17 protein-coding genes and 1 pseudogene are annotated in these 21408 nt (G+C 73.5%); 8 read left to right on the top strand and 10 right to left on the bottom strand.

Annotated elements, in window-relative coordinates; translation table 11 throughout:
- The first annotated feature begins 67 nt into the window (after positions 1-67).
- Together ctaD and ACH4FX_RS31225 are read left to right on the top strand one after the other, a co-directional pair.
- Positions 68-1720 carry a cytochrome c oxidase subunit I gene (gene ctaD, locus ACH4FX_RS31230; protein ID WP_398484779.1) on the top strand — a complete coding sequence of 551 codons (1653 nt, stop codon included), beginning with the start codon at positions 68-70 and terminating at the stop codon, positions 1718-1720.
- A complete protein-coding gene (locus ACH4FX_RS31225; RefSeq protein WP_398484606.1) occupies positions 1717-2103 on the top strand; it encodes a cytochrome c oxidase subunit 4 in 387 nt (128 codons plus the stop codon). The genes ctaD and ACH4FX_RS31225 overlap by 4 nt, the downstream gene beginning before the upstream one ends.
- 146 nt (positions 2104-2249) lie before the next feature.
- On the opposite strand, the gene ACH4FX_RS31220 is transcribed toward ACH4FX_RS31225, so the two are convergent.
- From ACH4FX_RS31220 to ACH4FX_RS31205, 4 genes are all read right to left on the bottom strand, one after another.
- On the bottom strand, positions 2250-3899 hold the full coding sequence (locus tag ACH4FX_RS31220) for a cytochrome bc complex cytochrome b subunit (protein ID WP_398484604.1): 1650 nt from the start codon (positions 3897-3899) through the stop codon (positions 2250-2252).
- 9 nt (positions 3900-3908) lie between these two features.
- Positions 3909-4268: a DUF6479 family protein gene (locus ACH4FX_RS31215; RefSeq protein ID WP_398484602.1), complete on the bottom strand. Its 360-nt coding sequence runs from the start codon at positions 4266-4268 to the stop codon at positions 3909-3911.
- A gap of 205 nt (positions 4269-4473) precedes the next feature.
- Positions 4474-4956, bottom strand: a complete 483-nt coding sequence (locus tag ACH4FX_RS31210; RefSeq protein WP_398484600.1) for a VOC family protein — start codon at positions 4954-4956, stop codon at positions 4474-4476.
- A 193-nt stretch (positions 4957-5149) separates the two neighbouring features.
- Positions 5150-5566: a CBS domain-containing protein gene (locus ACH4FX_RS31205; RefSeq protein ID WP_398484598.1), complete on the bottom strand. Its 417-nt coding sequence runs from the start codon at positions 5564-5566 to the stop codon at positions 5150-5152.
- A gap of 280 nt (positions 5567-5846) precedes the next feature.
- Between ACH4FX_RS31205 and ACH4FX_RS31200 the strand changes: the two genes are divergently transcribed.
- Both ACH4FX_RS31200 and ACH4FX_RS31195 read left to right on the top strand, forming a co-directional pair.
- The gene (locus ACH4FX_RS31200) at positions 5847-8141 is read left to right on the top strand and encodes a GMC oxidoreductase (RefSeq protein ID WP_398484596.1); all 2295 of its coding nucleotides are present in this window, start codon (positions 5847-5849) and stop codon (positions 8139-8141) included.
- A gap of 135 nt (positions 8142-8276) precedes the next feature.
- Positions 8277-8780: a MarR family winged helix-turn-helix transcriptional regulator gene (locus tag ACH4FX_RS31195; RefSeq protein ID WP_398484594.1), complete on the top strand. Its 504-nt coding sequence runs from the start codon at positions 8277-8279 to the stop codon at positions 8778-8780.
- A gap of 37 nt (positions 8781-8817) precedes the next feature.
- Here the strand turns inward: ACH4FX_RS31195 and ACH4FX_RS31190 are convergent.
- The 3 genes and pseudogenes from ACH4FX_RS31190 to ACH4FX_RS31180 form a co-directional block, all read right to left on the bottom strand.
- Positions 8818-9183 (bottom strand): annotated as a pseudogene (locus ACH4FX_RS31190) (ArsR/SmtB family transcription factor); the annotation flags it as partial.
- Positions 9184-9235: 52 nt separating this feature from the next.
- Positions 9236-10597, bottom strand: a complete 1362-nt coding sequence (locus ACH4FX_RS31185) for an MFS transporter (protein ID WP_398484592.1) — start codon at positions 10595-10597, stop codon at positions 9236-9238.
- A 173-nt stretch (positions 10598-10770) separates the two neighbouring features.
- Positions 10771-11904 carry an alpha/beta fold hydrolase gene (locus ACH4FX_RS31180; protein WP_398484590.1) on the bottom strand — a complete coding sequence of 378 codons (1134 nt, stop codon included), beginning with the start codon at positions 11902-11904 and terminating at the stop codon, positions 10771-10773.
- Between ACH4FX_RS31180 and ACH4FX_RS31175 the strand changes: the two genes are divergently transcribed.
- On the top strand, positions 11842-15015 hold the full coding sequence (locus ACH4FX_RS31175) for an AAA family ATPase (RefSeq protein WP_398484588.1): 3174 nt from the start codon (positions 11842-11844) through the stop codon (positions 15013-15015). The two genes, ACH4FX_RS31180 and ACH4FX_RS31175, sit on opposite strands and share 63 nt — an antisense overlap.
- A gap of 210 nt (positions 15016-15225) precedes the next feature.
- Here ACH4FX_RS31175 and ACH4FX_RS31170 read toward each other — a convergent pair whose 3' ends face one another.
- The 3 genes from ACH4FX_RS31170 to ACH4FX_RS31160 form a co-directional block, all read right to left on the bottom strand.
- Entirely contained in the window at positions 15226-15366 is a 141-nt protein-coding gene (locus ACH4FX_RS31170; protein ID WP_398484586.1) for a hypothetical protein, read from the bottom strand.
- Positions 15367-15369: 3 nt separating this feature from the next.
- On the bottom strand, positions 15370-15516 hold the full coding sequence (locus tag ACH4FX_RS31165; RefSeq protein WP_398484584.1) for a hypothetical protein: 147 nt from the start codon (positions 15514-15516) through the stop codon (positions 15370-15372).
- Between the two features lie 173 nt (positions 15517-15689).
- A complete protein-coding gene (locus ACH4FX_RS31160; protein ID WP_398484582.1) occupies positions 15690-16427 on the bottom strand; it encodes a FadR/GntR family transcriptional regulator in 738 nt (245 codons plus the stop codon).
- 229 nt (positions 16428-16656) lie between these two features.
- Between ACH4FX_RS31160 and ACH4FX_RS31155 the strand changes: the two genes are divergently transcribed.
- The 3 genes from ACH4FX_RS31155 to ACH4FX_RS31145 are packed head-to-tail and all read left to right on the top strand — an operon-like array spanning position 16657 to position 21379.
- Positions 16657-18657, top strand: a complete 2001-nt coding sequence (locus ACH4FX_RS31155) for a multicopper oxidase family protein (protein WP_398484580.1) — start codon at positions 16657-16659, stop codon at positions 18655-18657.
- 53 nt (positions 18658-18710) lie between these two features.
- Positions 18711-19895, top strand: coding sequence for a 3-deoxy-7-phosphoheptulonate synthase (locus tag ACH4FX_RS31150; RefSeq protein WP_398484578.1), 1185 nt, complete (start codon positions 18711-18713; stop codon positions 19893-19895).
- 2 nt (positions 19896-19897) lie between these two features.
- The gene (locus ACH4FX_RS31145) at positions 19898-21379 is read left to right on the top strand and encodes a 3-deoxy-7-phosphoheptulonate synthase (RefSeq protein ID WP_398484577.1); all 1482 of its coding nucleotides are present in this window, start codon (positions 19898-19900) and stop codon (positions 21377-21379) included.
- Positions 21380-21408: the final 29 nt, after the last annotated feature.

Here is a 21408-nt window from a genome sequence, read left to right as displayed (position 1 = left end):
GAGGTTGCTGGTGGTCCAGGTCGAGCAGGGCACGCGTACGGAGGCGGCCGCGGCGCCCCGCAACACGGTGGGCCGTGCGGTGCGCCGCTGGCTGACCACCACCGACCACAAGGTGATCGGCAATCTCTACCTCGTCACCGCGTTCGGCTTCTTCCTGTTCGCGGGCGCACTGGCGATGCTGATGCGCGCCGAACTGGCCCGGCCCGGTCTGCAGATCGTCAGCAACGAGCAGTACAACCAGCTGTTCACCATCCACGGCACGATCATGATGCTGCTGTTCGCGACGCCCATGTTCGCCGGGTTCTCGAACGCGGTCATGCCGGTGCAGATCGGCGCCCCCGACGTGGCGTTCCCCCGGCTCAACGCCCTGACGTACTGGCTGTTCCTGTTCGGAGGCCTGATGGTGGTCTCGGGCTTCCTCACGCCGCAGGGTGCCGCGTCGTTCGGCTGGTTCGCCTACGCGCCGCTCAACAGCGCCCTGCGCACGCCGGGCGCCGGCGGCGACCTGTGGACCATGGGGCTCGTCGTGGCGGGCCTGAGCACCACGCTGGGCGCGGTCAACTTCATCGCCACCATCATGTGCCTGCGGGCCCCGGGCATGACCATGTTCCGGATGCCGATCTTCACCTGGAACGTGCTGTTCACCTCGATCCTGGCGCTGCTGGCGTTCCCGGTGCTGACCGCCGCGCTCCTCGCCCTGGAGGCGGACCGGAAGTTCGGCGCGCACGTCTACGACCCGGCCAACGGCGGGGCGGTCCTGTGGCAGCACCTGTTCTGGTTCTTCGGGCACCCGGAGGTCTACATCGTCGCCCTGCCGTTCTTCGGGGTGATCACGGAGATCGTCCCGGTGTTCAGCCGCAAGCCGGTGTTCGGGTACATCGGCATGGTGGGCGCGACCATCGCCATCACCATGCTCTCGGCGACCGTGTGGGCGCACCACATGTTCGCCACGGGCGCGGTACTGCTGCCGTTCTTCTCCCTGCTCTCCTTCCTGATCGCGGCGCCGACGGGGGTGAAGTTCTTCAACTGGATCGGCACCATGTGGCGGGGCAGCCTGTCGTTCGAGACGCCGATGCTGTGGGCCGGCGGATTCCTGGTCACCTTTCTGCTCGGCGGGCTGAGCGGGGTGCTGATCGCCTCGCCGCCGCTGGACTTCCACGTCACCGACTCGTACTTCATCGTCGCGCACCTGCATTACGTGCTCTTCGGCACGGTGGTCTTCGCCATGTTCGGCGGTTTCTACTTCTGGTGGCCGAAGCTGACGGGCCGTCTGCTCGACGAACGGCTGGGGAAAATCCATTTCTGGACGCTCTTCACCGGTTTCCAGCTGACCTTCCTGGTGCAGCACTGGCTGGGCTCCGAGGGAATGCCCCGGCGCTACGCGGACTATCTGGCGGCCGACGGATTCACCGTACTGAACTCGCTCTCCTCCATCGGTGCGTTCCTGCTCGGGCTCTCCACGCTGCCTTTCCTGTACAACGTGTGGCGTACGGCGCGCCATGCGCCGAAGGTGACGGTGGATGATCCATGGGGTTACGGCAGGTCGCTGGAGTGGGCCACGTCCTGCCCGCCGCCCCGGCACAATTTCCACGCGGTGCCCCGCGTACGGTCCGACTCTCCCGCTTTCGACCTGCACCACCCCGAGGTGCTGCGGCTGCCCGCCCCGCAGCGCGGTGCGGCCGAACCGACCCCCGACCCGCACAGAGAGCGGCACATGTGAAGACCGAGGCATTCCTGTTCGCCGGAGTGGCGGCATTCTTCTTCGTGGCGGGCCTCGGCTACGCCTTCTGGTCCGCGGAACCGGCCGGTACGGCGGCGCTGGCCGTGTCCTTCCTGATGTCCTCGCTCGTGAGCGGTTTCTGCACGCTCAACCATCACAAACGGGGAGAGCGGCCGGAGGACCACAAGGACGCGGAAATCCGCGAACGGTCCGGCGGCCTCGGGTTCTTCCCGCCCCGCAGCGGTTATCCCCCGCTGACCGGCCTGGCGGTGGCGCTGACCGCGCTGGGCGTCGTCTTCGGCCTGTGGCTGTTCGTCATCGGGGCCGGGCTGCTGGTGGCGGGTGTCATCGGCATAGTGCTGGAATTCTCCGGGCATCCGTGACGGATTCCGTACGGCGTCCGCAAGCGTTCCCGCGTGCGTTTCCGTACAGCACTCGTATGCATTCCCGTGCGGCATCACGTGGGTACTCCCGTACGGAATCACGTGGGTACTCCCGTACGGAATCACGTGGGTACTCCCGTACAGCATCACGTACGGTCGCCGTCCCGGTCCTGCGGTCCGCGGTCCGGCCCCGCCGTACGCTCGGCGATACGCTCCCGCTGCTCCGGGGTGACCGGCAGCTCGACCCGGTCGCGGTGGTACCAGTTGCTCAGCGCCAGTCGCGCCCGCTGCCGCCGGGCGAGGCGCGCCGGGTCCGCGGGCGGCGGCAGCGGCTCGGGGACGTCGCGGACGAGCAGCCGGTACCGGTGGTCGGCGGAGAGACCGCGCCGTCCCTCGTCGAGGCCGCCGCTCACGTCCTGCGCCACCGCGCCCGTCTCCTCCCCCGCCAGCAGCGCGTCGCGGTCCTCGCTCTGCAGGGCGAGGCAGATCCGCTTGGTGAGCAGGAACGCGAGCACCGGGCCCACCACCAGGGTGATGCGGAAGAACCAGGTCAGGGCGTTCACCGAGACGCCGAAGACGAAGGCGGTCACATCGTTGCCGCCGGCCGCGAGGAGCACCGCGTAGAAGACGATTCCGGCGACGCCCAGTCCGGTCCGCGTGGGCCGGTTCCGCGGCCGGTCGCACAGGTGGTGTTCCGTGCCGTCCCGGGTCACCCACTTCTCGCAGAACGGATAGAGATAGAGGACGAGGAAGAACAGCCCGGGCAGAATCACCGCCGGAATCAGCACGCTCCACAGGACGGTGTGGCCCCAGATGTCGGTTTCCCACGGCGGCATGAGGCGCAGCGCGCCTTCCAGGAATCCGACGTACCAGTCGGGCTGGGCGTCGGTGGCGACCTGGTCGGCCCGGTACGGTCCGTAGTCCCACACGGGGTTGATCTGGGCCAGTGCGCCGAGGAACGTCAGCACGCCGGCGGTCATGAAGAACAGTCCGGCGGATTTCGCGGTGAAGTGCGGATACATCGGCCGGCCGACGACGTTGCGGTTCGTTCGGCCGCGCTGGTTCCACTGCGTGTGCTTGAGGTGGACGACCAGGATCAGGTGTGCCGTGATCAGCGCGACCATGATTCCCGGGACGAGCAGGATGTGCAGCCCGTACAGGCGGTTGATGAGGTCCGTGCCCGGGAATTCGCCGCCCCACAGGAAGAAGCTCAGGTACGTCCCGACGAGCGGGATCGACAGCACGATGGTGTTCGCGGTGCGCAGGCCGGTCCCGGACAGCGAATCGTCGGGCAGCGAATAGCCGGCGAATCCCTCCAGGGTCGCCAGCACGAAGAGCGTCACGCCGATGACCCAGTTGAATTCCCGGGGCTTGCGGAACGCGCCGGTGAAGAAGATGCGGAGCAGGTGCACGCAGATCGCGGCGATGAAGACCAGGGCCGCCCAGTGGTGGATCTGCCGGATCAGCAGCCCGCCGCGGACGTCGAAGCTGATGTGCAGGGTGGAGGCGTACGCGTGGGACATGGGCAGGCCGGACAGCGGGGTGTGCCGTCCGTGGTAGACGGTCTGCGCGGTCACCGGATCGAAGAAGAGGGTCAGATACGTCCCGGTGAGGACCAGTACGAGGAAGGAGTAGAGCGCGAGTTCGCCGAGCAGGAACGACCAGTGGTCGGGGAACGCCTTGCGCAGCAGGGCCCTGGCCCCTTCGGCCACCGGCAGCCGCCGGTCCAGCGCCTCGAAACCGGTGCGGGCGAGGTACCCGGCGCGGGCCCGCGCCCTCCGCCGGCGGAACACCATCGGCGGTCCTCAGCCGTTGCCGAACGAGCCGCTCTTCCCCTCGTTCCACGGCGGCGGGTCGTCCGGGTTCCCCGGGCGGGTTCCGTACTCGCCCAGGTCCTCGACCCCGGTCGGTGTCTCCTGATGACGGTCCCGGGACACGCCGTCGGTCTCGCGCGCCGACGTTCCGTTCCGGGCCGCGGTGCCCCGGGGCCGCGCGTGGGCGCGCGGCGGGCGGTCCTTGTTGCGCGCGCGGCGCCGGTACCCGTACACCACGGCACCGATCAGCAGGAGCACGATGACGATGCCCGCGATGAGCGGGCCGATCCCGATGATCAGATGCGAGGCGGCGGTCGGCGGTTCGACCGGCAGGGGCGCAGCGAGGAACATGGAGGCTGACTACCCGATGCGCCCGGTTTGTCATCACCGGGGCGGCCAATCGGGTGGGCCGCCGAAAGCCGGCGCCGCACTGCCGTCCCCGCCCGTCGTCCGTCGGGGCGCGGTCGGCGGGCGCGGGCGGCAGCGGATACGAGCGGCGGCGGGCACGGGCGGCGGCCGGACCGCCCCGTCCGCCCGTGCCCGCCGCCCTGCGGACTTACTGCTCCCCGGCGTGCGCCTTGCGGATGGCGGCGAGGTCGATCTTCTTCATGCGGAGCATCGCCTCGGTGGCGCGCTTCGCCTTCTGCGGGTCGGAGTCGCCGACCAGGTCGAGGAGTTCGGCGGGGAAGACCTGCCAGGACACGCCGTACCTGTCCTTCAGCCAGCCGCAGGGGCCCTCTTCACCGCCGTCACTGAGCTTTCCCCAGTAGTAGTCGACTTCCTCCTGATCCGCGCAGCGGACCTGGAACGACACGGCCTCGTTGAACGTGAACTCCGGGCCGCCGTTGAGCCCCATGAACTTCTGGCCGTTGAGGACGAACTCGACGGCCATCACCTCACCGGGCGTCCCCGGACCGGCCTCGGTGTAGCGGGCGATCTTGCCCAGCTGGGAGTTCTTGAAGATGGAGAGGTAGTGGTGTGCCGCCTCCTCGGCCTGCCCGTCGAACCACAGGCAGGTCGTGAAACCGTCGATGGTCATGTGCGCCTCCCGTCGTGTGGGCCCGTGTATACCCGTACGGCGGGAGCCGCGCCATAACCGGACCGGTGTTCGAACCGGGGTTCACGGTGTTTTACGGAGGTACGCCCGCGCCGCGTACACCATCGTGCCTACGGTCCGGTATGGCCGCACCCCCGCACCGCCTGCGCGGCGCCCTCGGCCGGTGGCGGGTGCTTCAGTCGGTGGAGAGGGCTTCGAGGAGGTCTCCGGCCTTGGCGTCGGGCAGCGAGCGGGCGACGTCCGCCAGCGCGACCATGCCGACCAGGCGGTGCCCGTCGATCACCGGCAGGCGCCGGACCTTGTGCTGCGTCATGGTCGCGAGGATCTCCTCGGTGCCGTCGTCGGCGCCGATGGTGACCGCCTCGCCCTGCGCCAGCTCGCCGGCCTTGGTCTGCGCGGGGTCCTTGCCCCGGCCCAGCACCTTCACCACGATGTCGCGGTCCGTCAGGACGCCCTTGAGCTTGTCGTCCGTACCGCAGATGGGCACCGCCCCGACACCGAGGTCGGTGAGCTTGCGGGCCGCGTCGAGGACGCTGTCCTCGGCGCCGACGCACTCGGCTCCGGGGGACATGATGTCGCGTGCAGTGGGCATGGTTCCGCCTTTCTCCGTGTGACGTACTGGTCGGGCGACCGCGGCCGGAAGCCGTCGGCGGACGCCGAGGGACACCACGAGGGCCCCGGCACCGGCCGCCGGCACACGGGTTCCCGACTGTCCTGATCACTAACGTCGGATGTGCGGGATTGCGCCGGATGCCCGGGCGCCCGCCGCGCGCTCCGGATGTGGGCGCGGCGGACCGTTGCTCTACTGGGAGGTCCGGCCGCTGCGGTCCGCGCGGCCGTCGCCGAACCGGGCGGAACCGGGAGGACCAGTCGTGGCCGAGACGCCGGTGGGACACGGGACGGGGCGGCCCGAGCGGGTCGATGCCCTGGTAATCGGTTCCGGTTTCGGTGGCTCGGTGACGGCCTTCCGGCTGGCGGAAGCGGGCCTGTCCGTCGTCGTCCTGGAGCGCGGCCGGGCGTACGCGCCGGGGAGCTTCCCCCGGACCCCGGCAGAGCTGGGACGGGCCCTCTGGGACCCGAGCGAGGGGCTGTACGGGCTGTTCGACGTCTGGCGGTTCCGGGGCTGCGACTCCCTCGTCTCCAGCGGGCTGGGCGGCGGCTCGCTGATCTACGCCAATGTGCTGCTCCGCAAGGACCCGCGTTGGTTCGTGCAGCGGGAGGAACTGCCGGGCGGCGGACACGAGTCCTGGCCGCTGACCCGCGCGGACCTCGATCCGCACTACGCCGCGGTGGAGGCGGTGCTGCGCCCGGTCCCGTACCCGGCCGAGACCGGGCCCTACGCCCGCACGCCGAAGACGCGGGCACTGCGGAAGGCGGCCGAACAGGCGGGGCTGCCCTGGTCCCCGGCGCCGCTCGCGGTCAGCTTCGCCCCGCACCCCGGGGCGCCGCCCGGCCCCGGACAGCCGCTCGCGGACGCGCCGTACGGCAACCTGCACGGCGTGCCGCGCAGCACCTGCCGGCTCACCGGCGAATGCGACCTCGGCTGCAACAGCGGCGCGAAGAACACCCTCGACCACACCTATCTGTCCGCCGCGCGCCGGCACGGCGCCGATCTGCGGACCGGGCACCAGGCGGTGACGGTGGAGCCGCTGGGCAGTGGTTACCGCGTCGGTTACGTCGTGCACGACACGGACGGCGGGAGCCCGGCGCGCACCGCCGACCTGCCGCGGCACCACATCGACTGCGACCGCCTGGTGCTGGCGGCCGGGACCTACGGAACCGTCCACCTGCTGCTGACCAACCGCGCGCGACTGCCCGGTCTGGGACCGGCGCTGGGCACCCGGTTCTGCGGCAACGGCGATCTGCTGACGTTCCTGTACGGCCGCGGGGGCACCCCGGTGCCGCGCCCCGACGAGGGGCCGGTGATCACCGGAGTGGTCGGGGTGCCGGAGGGGGACACCGGGCGCGGGCACATCGTGCAGGACGGCGGCTACCCGGGCTTCCTGAACTGGCTCGCGGAGGGCGTACGGCTCGCCGGGGGCGCCGGACGGCTGGCCGCCCTCGCCGCCGGCCTCGCCGTGGAGCGGGTCCTCGGATCACCGGACAGCAACTTCTCCGGTGAGATCGCCGCCCTGCTCGGGCCCGGCAAGGGCTTCCCCGGCGTGCTGCCGCTGCTGGGCGTGGGCCGGGACGTGCCCGACGGGGTGATGGGACTGCGCGACGGCCGGCTGGACGTCCGGTGGACCACCGCCACCAGCCGGGCGTACTACGAGGGCGTCCGCGCCACGATGCGGCGGCTCGCCGACGGGATGGGGACGGGCTACCTGGACAACCCGATCTGGTGGTGGCGGCGGGTCGTCACCGTCCACCCGGTGGGCGGCGCGCCCATCGGCGACCGCCCGGAGGACGCCGTCTGCGACCCGTACGGCGAGGTGTTCGGACACCCGCGCCTGTACGTGGCGGACGCGGCGGCGCTGCCCGGGCCGGTCGGCGTCAATCCGTCGCTGACGATCGCGGCACTGGCGGACCGGATGTGCACCCGGCTGCTGGAGGACCGGCCGTCCCGGCGGGCGCACCGGCCGTCCCGGCGGGCGCACCGGCCGGCTCCGGTGCCCGCCACGGCCCTGACGTTCGCCGAGGTCATGCGCGGTGCGCTGACCGACGGGCCGGCGCTGACCCTGCGACTGACCATCACCGTCGACGACGTGGACGCGTTCATCGACTCGCCGGACCACCGGGCCGCCGCGCGCGGCGCGGTGGACTGCGAACCGCTGGGCGGCCGACTGCCCGTACGGCAGGGCTGGTTCAACCTCTTCGTGCCGAGCGGGCTGCCGGGGCGCCGGCGGATGCTCTACCACCTCCACCTGGACGGCCCCCGGGGCCACCTGCTGACCCTCACCGGCCGCAAGGAGGTGGGGGACGACCCGGGCTTCGACCTGTGGGCGGACACCACCACCCTGGCGGTCGAGATCCACCGGGGCCGGCACGAACCGGGCGACGAGCCCCGGTCGGCACCCCTCTGCTCCGGTGTGGTGCGGGTGGGACGCCTGGACTTCGTCCGGCAGCTGGCCACCATGCGCACGACGGGGGCCGCGCCGCTCGCCGGGCTGGTCCGCTTCGGGCGGTTCTTCGCCGGGGAGTTGTGGGATGCGTACGGGCCGGGGTGACAGGGGCCGCCCCGGGACCGGCCGGCCGGGGGCCGCGGCGGTCGGCGGTCGGCGGGCAGGACGGAAGCCCGAGCATTGACTGAGCGTTGAGGTAGGGCTTATCTCACCGCTAAAGCAACCGCTAGGGTGAGCCGCATGACCGACCACGTAGACCGCGTCCTGGCGGAGTGGGCCGAGCAGGCCCCCGGCCTCGACGCGTCGCCCATGGCCGTCGTCGGCCGGATCAAGCGGCTCGCGCAGATCATCGAGACGGAGCTGCGCGCCGTCCACAAGAGCCACGACCTCGACGCCGCGGCCTTCGACGTCCTCGCCACCCTGCGCCGCAGCCCTCCGCCGCACCGGCTGACCCCCGCCGCGCTCATGCACGCCTCGATGGTCACCTCGGGCGCCATCTCCCAGCGCCTGGACCGCCTCGAAGAACGCGGTCTGATCACCCGCACCCGCCGCGCCCACGACGCCCGCAGCTTCGACGTCACGCTCACCGCAGCGGGTCTGGAGCTCGTCGACAAGGCCCTGCTCGACAACGTCGCCGCCCAGGACCGCCTGCTCGCCGGTCTCACCCGTGCCCAGCGCGACCGCATGGCGAAGGATCTGCGCGGCCTGCTGGAGTCGTTGGGGGATGTCGACCGGTTGCGGTGAGGGGCGAAGGACCGGGGCCCGGCGCGGCGCGGGGCTCATCGTGCGGCGGCAGGTGGCCGATCTTGTGGTCGGCCACGTTCAGGGCTTCGGCCACCAGCCGTTTGAGGTGGCCGTGCCGGAGGCGGTAGACGACGCGGCGGCCGTCCTTGCGGGTGGTCACCAGGCCGGCCAGGCGGAGTTTGGCCAGGTGCTGGCTGACCGAGGGGCGGGCGGCGCCGGTGGCGGCGGTCAGGGTGGCGACGTCCGCCTCGCCTTCGGTGAGGTGCTGGAGCAGGGCCAGCCGGGTGCGGTCGGCGAGCAGCGCCAGGACGGCCGCGGCGGTCCGCAACCGCTCGTCGTCGCCCTGTTGTTGCGCGGGTTGTTGCGCGGGATGTGCAGTTGCGGTGTGCACGCGTGCGCTCATGCGCACATGGTAGGTGCCGCCTGTCCTCCGGCGCCCGGGACGGCACGGGCCGTCAGTCGGCGGCGGCCCGCGCGGGCCAGCGGTGGTGGAGGTCGTCGATGACGTAAACGTGGGCGTGCCGCCACCCGTTGCCCGCCCGGTGTGCGCCGGACAGGTGCGGGTGCCCGTGGGCCAGGGCGGTGTGGGTGTGGGTGAGGCGGCCCGGGTCCGGGGCGGGCCACAGGCGCCAGGCGGCCAGCGCGGCCCCGAGGGCCACCGCGCCGAGGGCCAGGGCAGCGGCGGACAGGCCTGCTCCGGCGCCGAGCCGGCCGGCGAGCAGGTACGTCAGCAGCCAGCAGCCGTGCGAGAGGGAGAACTGGGCGGCGAAGGCGGCGTTCAAGTCGCCGGGGGCGGCCGAGCGGCGCACCAGGCGGCCGGTGGGGGTCGTGATCAGGGACCCCGTGGCGCCGAAGGCGGCCCAGGTGATCAGCAGCGCCGGCCAGGCCCAGCCGCCGGGCGCGGCCCGGGTGGCGGCGGCCAGGGCGAGGAGCAGGCCCGCGGTGGCGCAGGCGGCGGGCAGCATCAGCGTGCGCTCGCCGGCGCGGCGCAGGAGACGGGGCAGCAGCAGCGCGGTGAGGATGGAGCCGGCACCGTAGGTGCCCAGGGCCAGCGGCAGGTCCGAGAGAGAGCGGCCCAGGTGGTCCCGTACGTAGACGATCGTGTTGACCATCACCGTCGCGCCGCCCGCGGCCACCGCAAGCGTCAGCGCCAGCAGGGCGCGCAGGCGCGGGGTGGCGAGAAACAGCCGGGTCCCCCGGGTGGCCCGGGCGGCGAAGCCGGGTTCGCCGTCCGCCGGTTTCCGGGAGGCCGTGGGGAGGGCGGCCGACAGGACCAGTGCGGCGGAGGCGAGGAATCCGGCCGCGGTGCCCGTGAACAGCCAGGTGTAGGTCACCCACGACAGCAGGGCGGCGGCCAGCGCCGGGGAGAAGAGCATCTCCAGGTCGTACGCCAGGCGCGAGAGCGACAGCGCCCGGGTGTAGTCCGCCTCGGCGGGCAGCACCTCGGGGACCAGGGCCTGGAAGGCCGGGGTGAAGGTGGCCGAGGCGGCCTGGAGCGCGAGGATCAGGGCGTAGACCTGCCAGGTCTCGGTGACGAACGGCAGGCCGCACGCCACCGACGCGCGGAGCAGGTCGGCGCCCACCAGCACCGGGCGGGGCGGCAGCCGGTGCGCGAGCGCGCTGACGACCGGTGCGAGCCCCACGTACGCCACCATCTTGATCGCGAGCGCCGTCCCCAGCACCGATCCGGCGTCCGGGCCGGCGATGTCGTGGGCGAGCAGGCTCAGGGCCACCGTGGCCAGCCCGGTCCCGACCAGCGCGATCACCTGCGCGGAGAACAGACGGCGGTAGGTGCGGTGACGGAGCACGGTCAGCATGCGTCCTCCCCGGCACGCGGAGCATCCGAAGTGCGCGAAGCAACCGAGGCACGCGGGCACCCGAGGCGTCGAGCCGCGACCGGGCAGCAGGAAGCGCCTGGAGCGTCGAGGAGCGAGCGTGCGGTCGCCCCGACGACAGTCAACACGTGCGCATGAAAGCACTTGTTGACGGATTATCGTCCGGGCGCGGGCGCTCGGCCCGCGTGCGCGTCCAGGAACGCGGTCAGGTGCGGGAAGACGTCGCGGGCACTGTCCTGGCCCATGAAGACGTCCTGATGGCCGTAGCCGGGGAAGAGCCGCAGCCGGGTCATCCCGGGCGCGCGGGCGGCCAGTTCGCGCTGGCAGGCGGGGTTGGAGTCGGCCATGACCCGGTTGCGGTCGCCGCTGGTCAGCAGGAGGGGGGTGGTCAGACCGGCCGCCGCCTCCAGGTAGTCGTCGGGCAGAGCGCGGTACGCCGGGTCGCCGGGCCGGTACTTGACGGCCCGGCCGGCCCGGACGATCGCCCGGACGTGCCGGTAGTAGTGCACGCCGGTGGCGCCGAACAGGTCCGGGATGCGCTCGTGGGTCACCGGCGACATGTGCGCGTGCTCGTACAGCGCGGGCCGCCCGGTGCCCCACATGGCGCTCACCATGTGGCAGGGGCCGACGCGGCATTCGGGGTGGAAGAGCGACACCAGCCGGGCGATCATGCGGCCGCGGGTGAACGGGGCGTCCTGCGGCCAGGCCGGGTTGAGGTAGGGCAGGCCCAGCACGTACTCGGTCAGGCCGGGGACGGCGTACAGCTTGCAGCGGGACCACCGGGGCACCCGCAGGACGAGGGCGGAGCTGTTGATGACCGCGCTGGTGACGCCGGTGACCAGGCCGGCGGTCAGGCTCATGGCGAAGGCCACGCCGCCCAGGCAGTGCGCGATCACATGCAGCCGGGCCGCCGGGCCGACGTGCGCGCGGATCTCGGCGAACGCGGCGGGGAAGTCGTGCAGGGCGACGTCGTCGAGCGTGAAGCGGTGGCACGCCATGTCGTACGGGAAGCGGTTGCTCATCCGGTTGTCGAGGGCCCAGACGTCGGGATACCCGTGGTCGAGCAGGTAGCTGGTGAGGTCCTCGTGCTCGGGCATGACGAACATGTCGCTCGACGTCGTCAGGCCGTGCACGAGCAGCACCACGTCGCCCGGCGCGGAGCCCGGGGCACGTGCCCGGCGGTAGCGGGTCAGGGTCAGGCCCAGCCCGTCGCCCGCCGTGAACGGATGCACGGTGACCTCGGCGTCCCGGACGCCTTCGCTGGTGAACAGGGGAATGCGGCGCTGCATACGGCACCCGCCTCCTCAGCCCCGCCGTCGCGAGAGATTGCCCGAAAAGTCGGTATATACCAAAATATTCCATTAGGGCGCCCTCCGCTGTTCACCCGTCCGCCCACCGACCGAAACCGGCTTGCCCTGATGCCCGACAGTTCCCCACCTCCTCCGCCTCCCGGACCTCCCGGGCCTCCCGACGGGAACCGCGCGCTCATCGGCCGTGCGGAGGTCGTGCGGCTCCTCGGCGCCGAGGCGGAACGGGCGGCCGGGGGCGAGTTCCGCCTCGTCGAGCTGACCGGCGACCCGGGGGCCGGCAAGACCCGGCTGCTCGGCGAGACCGCCGGGGCCGCGCTCCGGCACGGGCTGACCGTCCTGCGCGGCCGGGGCACCGAGTTCGAGAACGACGTACCGCTCTCGCTGGCCGTGGACGCCCTCGACGACCAGGTGGACAGCCGGGCCGAGCAGGTGCGCGCGGCCCTCGACCCGGAGAGCGCGCGGCTGCTCGCCGGCGTCTTCCCGTCCCTGTCGGCGGACCGACCGGCAGCGGATCCCGCGGCGGCCGGCGGCACCGGCCTCAACCGCTACCGCCTGCACCGGGCCGTACGCCTCCTGCTGGAGGCCCTCGCCGAGCCCGGCGGCCTCGCGGTCCTGCTGGACGACGTGCACTGGGCCGACGAGGGCTCGGTGGAACTGCTGTCCCACCTCGCCCGGCACGCGCCGCGCGGCCCGATCCTGCTCGCCGTCACCTACCGCACCCGCCAGGCGGGCCCCCGGCTCACCGCCGCCCTCGCCGACGCCGCGCCGGGCCTGCGCACCCGTATCCAGGTCGCGCCGCTCACCCTGGAGGAGGCCGGGGAGTTCCTCGGCCCGTCCGTCGGTGCCCGGCGCCGCCGCGCGCTGTACGAGGCCAGCGGCGGCAACCCGCTCTACCTGGAGGCGCTGGCCCGTTCCGCACCGGCCGAGGCGACGCCCGCCGGGAGCGCCGCCCCGGCCGATGCCGACGACGGCCTGCTGCCGGGCGCGGTACGCGAGGCCCTGGCCGCCGAACTGGCCGCGCTGCCCGACGGCGCACGGCTGGCCGCGCAGGCCGCCGCCACGCTCGGTGACGAGTTCGAGCCGGGCATGGTGGCGGTGGCCGCCCCGATGACCGAGGCCGAGGCCCTCGCGGCCCTCGACGAGCTGGTGGTGCGGGACGTGGTGCGCGTCGCGCCGGCGCCGGGACGGTTCCGCTTCCGCCACCCGGTCGTCCGGCACCTCGCGTACGCCTCCTCCGGCGCGGGCTGGCGGGTCGCGGCGCACGCGCGGGTGGCCGCCGCCCTGGACGAGCGCGACGCGCCCACCGTGACCCGCGCCCGGCACATCGCCCGCTCGGCGCGCTTCGGTGATCTGCTGGCCGTCGGTGTGCTCGTGGAGGCGGCCCGGGCGACCGCGTACCAGTCCCCCGCGACCGCCGCCCAGTGGCTACGGACCGCCCTGGACCTGCTGCCCGAGAAACCCGGCGGTACGGCGACCGGGCCCGCGCCCGACCGGCTCGCCCTCCTCGTCGAGCTGGCCCGCCTCCAGGGCGTCGGCGGACGGCTCGTCCAGGGCCGCGACACGGCGCTGGAGGTGCTGCGGCTGCTGCCGCCGGACGCCTGGGCGCAGCGGGCCCGCGCCGCCCGCTTCTGCGCCATCCTGGAGCGGCTGCTGAACCGGCAGGCGGAGGGCCGGGCGCTGCTGCGCGCCGAGCTGAGCCGGGTGCCGCCGGAGCACGCGGCGGACGCGGTCCCGCTGCACCTCCAGCTGATCGGCGACAGTCTGATCCGGGCCGACTTCCCGGCCGCCGCCGAGCAGCTGGACCGGCTCACCGCCGTGCTGTCCCGGGCCGGCGGCACCGCCGAGCAGGTCGGCGCGGCGCCCGACGACTGGGTGCCGCTGGTGGCGCTCCGCCTCGGCCACGCCTACGGCTCCGGCGACCTGGCCGCCGCACGCGACCTCGCCGGCCGGGCCGAGCGGCTGACGGAAGAGGCCACCGACGCGGAACTGGCCCCGTGGCTGGAGTCACTGTCCTTCCTGTGCTGGATCGACGCGATGATGGGCCGGCTGCCGCAGGCCGCCCGCATGGTCGAGCGGAGCCTGGCCATCGCCAACGCCACCGGGCAGAGCTATCTGTCGCCCTGGATCCTGGCCGCGCAGGCGTTCACGTACGGGCGGACGGGACGGCTCGCGGAGGCGGTGGACCGGGCCGAGGACGCGGTGGACGCCGCGCGGCTGCTCGGCTCCGACGAGTGCGTGGCCCTGGCGCTGGCCGTCAAGTCGCTCATGGTCCGCTGGACCGGCGACCACACGGCCGCGCTGGCGCTGGCCGACGAGGCGATCCGGCACGCGGACGGCCGCCGGGAGTGGTGGGCGCGGCTGGGCGTGCTCGGGCGCGGTCTGGCCCTGGTGGGGCTGGACGAGGTGGACGCGGGCGGGAGCGAGGTGCTGGCCGCGTGCGACGAGTTCGTCTCCCCCCTGCTGGAGCGGAGCTGCCTGCTGGTGGGCTGCGAGGCGATGGCCGACGCGGAAGCCGAGCGGGGCCGGCCCGAGGCGGCGGCGCGCTGGGCGGACCGGGCCGAAGCGGTGCCGGGCGGCGGTGCGGGGTCGGGGCACGGGGCGCTGGCGCGGGCCCACGCGGAGCAGGAGGAAGACCCGGCCTCGGCGGCGCGTGGCGCGGGCCGGGCCGCGGAGCTGTTCGAGACGGCGGGCGAGCGGCTGTTCGCCGCGCGGGCGTGGCTGCGGGCCGGTACCGCGCACGCCCGCAGCGGGCAGAAGGCCGCGGCCCGTACGGAGCTGGCGCGGGCGGCGGAAGTGTTCGGCGCGTGCGGGGCGCTGGGGCTGCACGCCCGGACCGTACGCGAGCAGCGACGGCTGGGCGTACGGACCGGGCGTACGGCGGCGCGGGCGGAGGGACGGCTGTCGCGGCGGGAGGCGGAGGTGGCCGAGCTGGTCCGGCAGGGCTTCAGCAACCAGCGGATCGCGGAGCGGCTGTTCCTGAGTCCACGAACGGTCGAGACGCATGTGGCGCACGTGTTCGCGAAGCTCGGGGTGTCGTCGCGGGCGGCGGTGGCGGGCAAGCTGGCGGGAGTCCGGGGGCCGGAGTCCTGACCGGAGCCGACGGCCGTGTCCTGCGCGAGGGGCACTCCTTCTGCCCCGGGCCGGGGCCGGTCACAGCAGGTACCGCGACCGGAGGTCCGCCACGTACTTGGTGATCAGGTCCTGCGACAGACGGGGGATGTCCTTCTCCTCGTTGAAGGCGGCGGCCCGTACTGCCGCGCGGAACCGGTGCGCCGGCAGGGCGGAACCGGGCAGGGGCTCCTACGGGATTGCGAAGGCGTGCAGCAGGGGAAGCAGCGAATGCTGCCGTTGGCGGTCGGGCAGGCCGCGCAGGACCGTCTCGAAGCGGTGGAGCCACTCGTCGTAGTCCTGGATGCGCGCCAGGGGGTGGCCTGCCGCCACCAGTCAGTCGACGAAGGCGTCGAGTGAGATTCCGTCCTCGTGCGGGTTCACGACGTTGAAGGTCCGGTACCCCTCCCGTGCGTGGTCGCCCAGTGAGGCAATGGCCTGCGCTGTGAAGTCCACGGGCAGCGTGTCGTAGGGGCGCGGCACCGCGGAACTGCGGATCGGTCGCGTAGAGGTGAGCGGTGCGTTGAGCGGTACGTGCGCTGAACTCGTCAGCGGGGAGCTGCGGGCCGGCCATGAGGCGACTCCTTCGCGGACTGAAGGCCCGTTCATCTGGGGTGTCTTCACTTGCCGAGCAGGGGCCGAAGAGAACCGCGGACTCACTGCCCTTCCGCCGCTCGTGGCGCCTCGGGGCCTTCCGCCGCTCGTGGCGCCTCGGCCTCGTGGTCGCGGGTGAGCTGGACGATCGCGGCCGCCGCGGCGCGGGCGCCGCCCTCGTCCCGGGCCTCGATCGCGTCGACGAGCCGCCGGTGCAGGCGGGCATGCTCCTCGGCGCCGGCGGTGTCCCAGGGCAGGCCGCCCAGGGAGGCGGAGAGAGCCGTGCCGAGGTAGTCGTACACCTCGATCAGGAGGTCGTTTCCGCCGGCCCGGACGACGGCCCGGTGGAACAGCGCGTCGACATCACCGGCTGCTGCCATGTCCGCGCCGGCGCAGGCCGCGTCGGCATCGGCCACCAGCTCTTTCAGCCAGCGCAGTTGGTCCTCGCTGCGGCGCAGGGCGGCGGCCCCTGAGGCGTACTCCTCAAGGACGGTACGCAGTTCGAGAACGTTGTTGCGCTGCGCGGAACTCGCCCGCCGCACCATGACGGACTGGAGCTCGCTCGACGCGCGGACGTAGGTGCCGTCCCCGACCCGGGCTTCCAGCAGGCCGAGGTGCACGAGCGCGCCGAGCGCCTCCCGCAGGGTGCTGCGTCCGACCCCGAGCTCCTCGATGAGGGTTTGCTCCGGCGGGATGCGCGTGCCCACCGGCCATCCCCCCGCTTCGATGTGCGAGCGGAGGCTGTCCACGAGCTGTGCGGACAGGCTTGCCGACCTGCGCGGTGCATTGATGCGTTTCATGGAGGCAGCCTACAGATAAAGGTCAGACGTTTGAACATCAGATGAGGAGGCGCGGACGGTTCCGGCCCCCGCCGAGTGCGTACGCCCTTCCGCCCGGACTCAGTGGTGCGGAGCCCGGTATCCGTACCGGTTCAGTAGTCGGGCACGTGTTTTCCCCGATGTGGCGGGGGGCCGCCGGGGCGCACGGTGAAGAAGTCACCTTCCCACCGAGCGGAAAAGAGTCCCCGAAATGCCCGAGCTCATCGAACCCCCCGCCGAAGCGGCCACCGTCACCGAGCCGACCGTGCTGACCGCGCCGGCTCCCCCGGCCGCCCCCGCGCCGGCCGAGGCCCCGCAGGTGCCGCAGACCCCGCCGGTGTCGCAGCCGGTGCCGCAGGCACCGGTGATCCCGCAGACCCCGGCCGCCCCCGCTCCCCCACCGCTGGAACCGTTCCTGGACCCGCTGCGGGTCCCGCCGGTCCTGCGGCCGGAGCCCGACCCGGAGACCGGGCGCGCCGAGCTGACCGTACGGACCCGCGCGGTCCGCGTCCCGTTGCACTCGCAACTCCCGCCGTCCCTGATGTGGGCCTACGAGGGGCAGGTCCCCGGGCCGACCATCGAGGTGCGGCGCGGCACCCGGCTGCGGGTGTCCTGGGCCAACGGGCTGAGCGGCCCGTACCCGCTGATCAAGGTGGAGACACGGGTGCCGGCGAACATCATGCGCCCCGGCTTCGACCACCAGGCGGACACCTTCGACCGCAAGGTGGCCGCGCTGCCGCCCTGGACGGTGGTGCACCTGCACGGTGCGCGGACCGGCGGCGGCAACGACGGCTGGACCGACAACGCGGTGCCGCCGGGCGAGACCCAGCTCTCCGAATACCTCAACGACCAGGCGTCCTGCACCCTCTGGTACCACGACCACGCCATGAACATCACCGCGCTGAACGTGATGACGGGCCTGGCCGGCATGTACTGGATACGGGACGACGAGGAGGCGGCGCTCGGCCTGCCGGACGGCGCCCACGAAATCCCGCTCGTGCTGTGCGACCGCAACGTGGACACCGACTGGGAGGGCCGCCCGACCGGCGTGCTCATGCACAAGGTCCTGCGGGACGACCAGGACGTGCCCCGGCCCTTCTTCGGGCCGTACAACGTCGTCAACGGCGTCGTCCAGCCGCACCTGGAGGTGGCCGCCCGCTGGTACCGCTTCCGGATGGTCAACGGCTCCAACGCACGCTTCTTCACGCTGCGTCTGTGCCACGAGGACGGGACACCGGTGGACCGGGAACTGGTCGACCGGGCGTTCCACCAGATCGGCACGGACAGCGGGCTGCTGCCCGAGCCGGAGCCGCTGCCGGAGCAGGGCCTGACCCTGGCGCCCGGCGAACGCGCCGACGTGCTGGCCGACTTCTCCGTCCTCAAGGGCATGCGCGTGCACTGGGCCGACACCGCCACCAACCCGCCCGGCCCGGCGCCCGCACCCGAGGTGCTCCAGTTCCGGGTCGCGGACGAGGCGGCGGACGACCCGTTCACGCTTCCGGCGCGGCTGAGCCCGTCCTACGTACGGCTGAGCCACGCCACCGCCCCGGACCACGAGCACCGGTGGATCGTGCTGACCCCGCCGGCCGCGACCGGGATGCCGATGATGTGGGAGATGGAGACCGTCGAGGACGCCTCCTCGGTGGAGATCCCCAGTGACGGCATCGTGCAGGTGCAGCGGCCGGGGCGGCCCCTGCTGACGCTGCGCCGGGTCGCCGAGACGTTCAACGACACCACGACGATCATGGCGCGCGAAGGCGGCTGGGAGCAGTGGAACGTCCTGAACCTGGGCGGGCCCGTGCACCCCTTCCACATCCACCTGATCCGCTTCCAGGAGACCCGGCGGCAGAACTACGACGCCCGCGGTTTCCAGCGCCTGTACCACGGCGACGGCACGATCCGCGGATACGGCACCGTCACGCCCGTCACCTTCACCGGGGAACTGCCCGTCACCGGCGCCGACCTCGGCTGGAAGGACACCGTACGGGTCGGCGACACCAGGCCCGCGCCCGCCGGGTCCGGCCAGCTGGTCTCCGTGCTGGGGCAGTTCGACGGCGGATCGGGCCGCTACATGTACCACTGCCACATCCTCGAACACGAGGACGAGGCGATGATGCGGCCGTTCACGGTCATGCCCGGACCGGTGATGGACATGCACCCCGGCATGCACGGCGGCGGCCACGGCTCCGGTCACGGAGGCCACACGTCATGACGCCCTTCGTCCAGTCCCCGCCGAACCGTTCCACCCCTGAGGAGCGAACCACCATGACCACCCCGACCCCTGCCCCGGAAACCCCGCGCATCCGCCACCGCGACGGGCGCCGGGTCCGCCCCACCGGCGGCCAGACCCGCGTCCTGGCGGCGGAGAGCCCGGCCCAGCTGGCCGAACGGCTGCCGCTGACCTACCACGCGGCGCACACCGCGATGACCGCCCGGCACGACATCGTGCGCATCCTCGACGGCCGGGACGACCGGCTGCTCGCCATCGTCGGGCCGTGCTCCGTGCACGACCGCACGGCCGCCCTGGACTACGCGTCCCGGCTGCGGGACGCGGCGGCGGCCCTGGCGGACGACCTGCTCGTCGTGATGCGGGTCTACGTCGAGAAGCCGCGCTCCTGCCTCGGCTGGCCCGGCCTGGTCGGCGACCCCGGCCTGGACGGCGGCGCCGACCTCGGCCGCGGCCTGGCCGAGGCCCGGTCCCTGATGCTCGACATCGCCGAGTCCGGACTGCCGGTGGGCTGCGAATGGGTCAACCCGGTGACCTCGGCGTACCTGTCCGACGTCGTCGCCTGGGGCTCCGTCGGGGCCCGTACGGCGGCGAGCCAGGTGCACCGGGACCTGGTCAGCGGCCTGCCGATGCCGGTCGGCATCAAGAACGGCATGGACGGCTCGGTCCAGGTCGCGGTCGACGCCGTACGGGCCGCCGCCGCGCCGCACACCTTCCTCGGCGCGTCCGGCGCCGGACCGGTGGCGCTGCTGCGCACCAGCGGCAACCCGGACTGCCACGTCGTCCTGCGCGGCGGCGCGGACGGCCCCAACTACGGCGCGGCGCACGTCCGCCGGGCCGCCGGGCTGCTGGCCGCCGCCGGACTGCCGGCCCGTGTGCTGGTGGACGCCAGCCACGGCAACAGCGGCAAGCAGCACGAGCGGCAGCACGCGGTCGCCGAGGACCTGGCGGTCCGCATCGCCGACGGCGAGACCGCCGTGCGCGGGGTGCTCCTGGAGAGCTTCCTCGTACCCGGCCGCCAGGACCCCGGCAGCCGGCCGCTGGTCTTCGGACAGAGCGTCACCGACGCGTGCATCGGCTGGAGCGGCACCGCCCAGCTGCTGCGGGAGCTGGCCGGCGCGGCACGCGCCCGCCGCCACGGCTCCTGCCCCCGGCCCCGCCGGGAGACGGCGGACGACGGTTTCGCCGTCCCCGGCGCCGTACCACTGATGGAAAGGACCTGACCGTGTTCACCCCGCTGCGCTACCCCAGTACCGACCGCCACCTGCCGGACGGCGGTGCGGGCACCGGCGTCCGGTCCCCGGACCGGCCGGCCCCGCGGCCCTTCGACCTCGGGGACGTCGCCCGGTTCGCCAGCCCGCTGACCCGGATGCTGCTCGCCAGCGACGGTCTGACCACCACCCTGCTGGAGTCCGCGCTCGCCACTCCCCTGCGGCTGCGCGTCCTGCACCAGGGCACCGCGCCCGCCGCCGAGCAGGACGCGCTGACCCGCCGCTGCCTGAGCCTGGGCCGGGACGAACAGGTCCTGGTACGGCGCTCCGCGCTGGCCGACGCCGCGCTGACGCCCGTCTCGCTCAACACCGTCGTCGGACTCGTCCCGGACGACCCGGCACTGACCGCGTGCCTCACCAGCCCCCGTACGCCCATCGGTTACGGGCTGCGGGCCAACGGCGCCATGCGCACCCGGCGGCTGGTGGAGGTGGGGGTGGCCGGGTGGGAGCAGGACGGCCGCATCCGGCCGGCCGTGTTCAAGTCGTATGTGGTGCTCGACGGTGAGCGGCCCTGGCTGTTCATCCGGGAGCTGTTCAACCCGCGGCTGGTGCCCGCCGAAGCGGCGGACGAGGCCGTGGCGGACGACGGACACGCCGTCCCGCAGCCGGGCGGGGAACCGGCCGCGGTGCGGCCCCAGCCGGTCGTCGTCCCGGCACCGCCGCCGCAGCAGCGGCTGCTGGGCCGCCCGCGTCCGCTGACCGAGGAGATCCAGGGTGCCGGGCCCACCGCGGCGGATCCGCACCCGGCGCTGGCCCCGACGGCGGACGGCACCGCGTTCCTGCTGCACCTCGGGCGCCACGCGACCGGAGCGCTGACGACGGTGGCCGCCGGGCTGGTCCACTACGCGGCCGGTGTGCCCGTCACCGTCGTCACCGGCGGGCACCCCCCGCCGGGCGTGCTGCCGCGGGAGGCCCGGTGGGTCGCCGAGGAGTACCGGACGGCGGTCCGCTCCCCCGCTTGGCTGGACGACCTCCCGCAGCTGATGACCTTCCTCGACGCCTGCCCGCCCACCGTCGCGGGCCAGGTCCACTGGACGGCCGACGGCGACCGGGTGCCGCCTCCCGGCACCGTGGCCGGGCTGCGTCCGCGGCCCGGCCACCACCCCCGTGAGATCGCCGCGCGCTGTGCGGCGCTCAACCCCGGGCGGGTGCCCGGACGGCTCGTGCTGGCCGTACGGCTGGCCCCGGACCGGATCGTGGCCGAACTGCCCGCGCTGATCGAGGCGGTGGCCTGCACCGGTACGCCGGTGACGTGGGTCTGCGCGCCCCGGCACGGCGTGGCCACGGCGGCGGCCGAGATCGGCGCGTTCTTCGACACCCACGCTTCGGTCGGCAGCCGGCCGGGTGGCCTGCTGCTCGACGAGCCCGGCCGTACCCCGGCCGAGGTGCTGCGGATCGTGCACGCCGCCGCGAACGCCTGGCAGCCCGCGCCCTGACCACCCTCCCCTCTCCAACTCCCGTACGC

It is taken from the genome of Streptomyces sp. NPDC018019, from assembly GCF_044327805.1.
In the GTDB taxonomy this organism is placed as follows: domain Bacteria; phylum Actinomycetota; class Actinomycetes; order Streptomycetales; family Streptomycetaceae; genus Streptomyces.
Note: the sequence above shows the minus strand (reverse complement) of the source record. Positions and strands in the feature narration are given on the sequence as shown.

Bases quoted from the DNA above. Each gene is read 5' to 3' on its own strand.
- ACH4FX_RS31220 (WP_398484604.1), bottom strand. From the start codon at position 3,899: ATGGTGTTCCGCCGGCGGAGGGCGCGGGCCCGCGCCGGGTACCTCGCC.
- ACH4FX_RS31215 (WP_398484602.1), bottom strand. From the start codon at position 4,268: ATGTTCCTCGCTGCGCCCCTGCCGGTCGAACCGCCGACCGCCGCCTCG.
- ACH4FX_RS31210 (WP_398484600.1), bottom strand. From the start codon at position 4,956: ATGACCATCGACGGTTTCACGACCTGCCTGTGGTTCGACGGGCAGGCC.
- ACH4FX_RS31205 (WP_398484598.1), bottom strand. From the start codon at position 5,566: ATGCCCACTGCACGCGACATCATGTCCCCCGGAGCCGAGTGCGTCGGC.
- ACH4FX_RS31195 (WP_398484594.1), top strand. From the start codon at position 8,277: ATGACCGACCACGTAGACCGCGTCCTGGCGGAGTGGGCCGAGCAGGCC.
- ACH4FX_RS31185 (WP_398484592.1), bottom strand. From the start codon at position 10,597: ATGCTGACCGTGCTCCGTCACCGCACCTACCGCCGTCTGTTCTCCGCG.
- ACH4FX_RS31175 (WP_398484588.1), top strand. From the start codon at position 11,842: ATGCACGGTGACCTCGGCGTCCCGGACGCCTTCGCTGGTGAACAGGGG.
- ACH4FX_RS31180 (WP_398484590.1), bottom strand. From the start codon at position 11,904: ATGCAGCGCCGCATTCCCCTGTTCACCAGCGAAGGCGTCCGGGACGCC.
- ACH4FX_RS31160 (WP_398484582.1), bottom strand. From the start codon at position 16,427: ATGAAACGCATCAATGCACCGCGCAGGTCGGCAAGCCTGTCCGCACAG.
- ACH4FX_RS31155 (WP_398484580.1), top strand. From the start codon at position 16,657: ATGCCCGAGCTCATCGAACCCCCCGCCGAAGCGGCCACCGTCACCGAG.
- ACH4FX_RS31150 (WP_398484578.1), top strand. From the start codon at position 18,711: ATGACCACCCCGACCCCTGCCCCGGAAACCCCGCGCATCCGCCACCGC.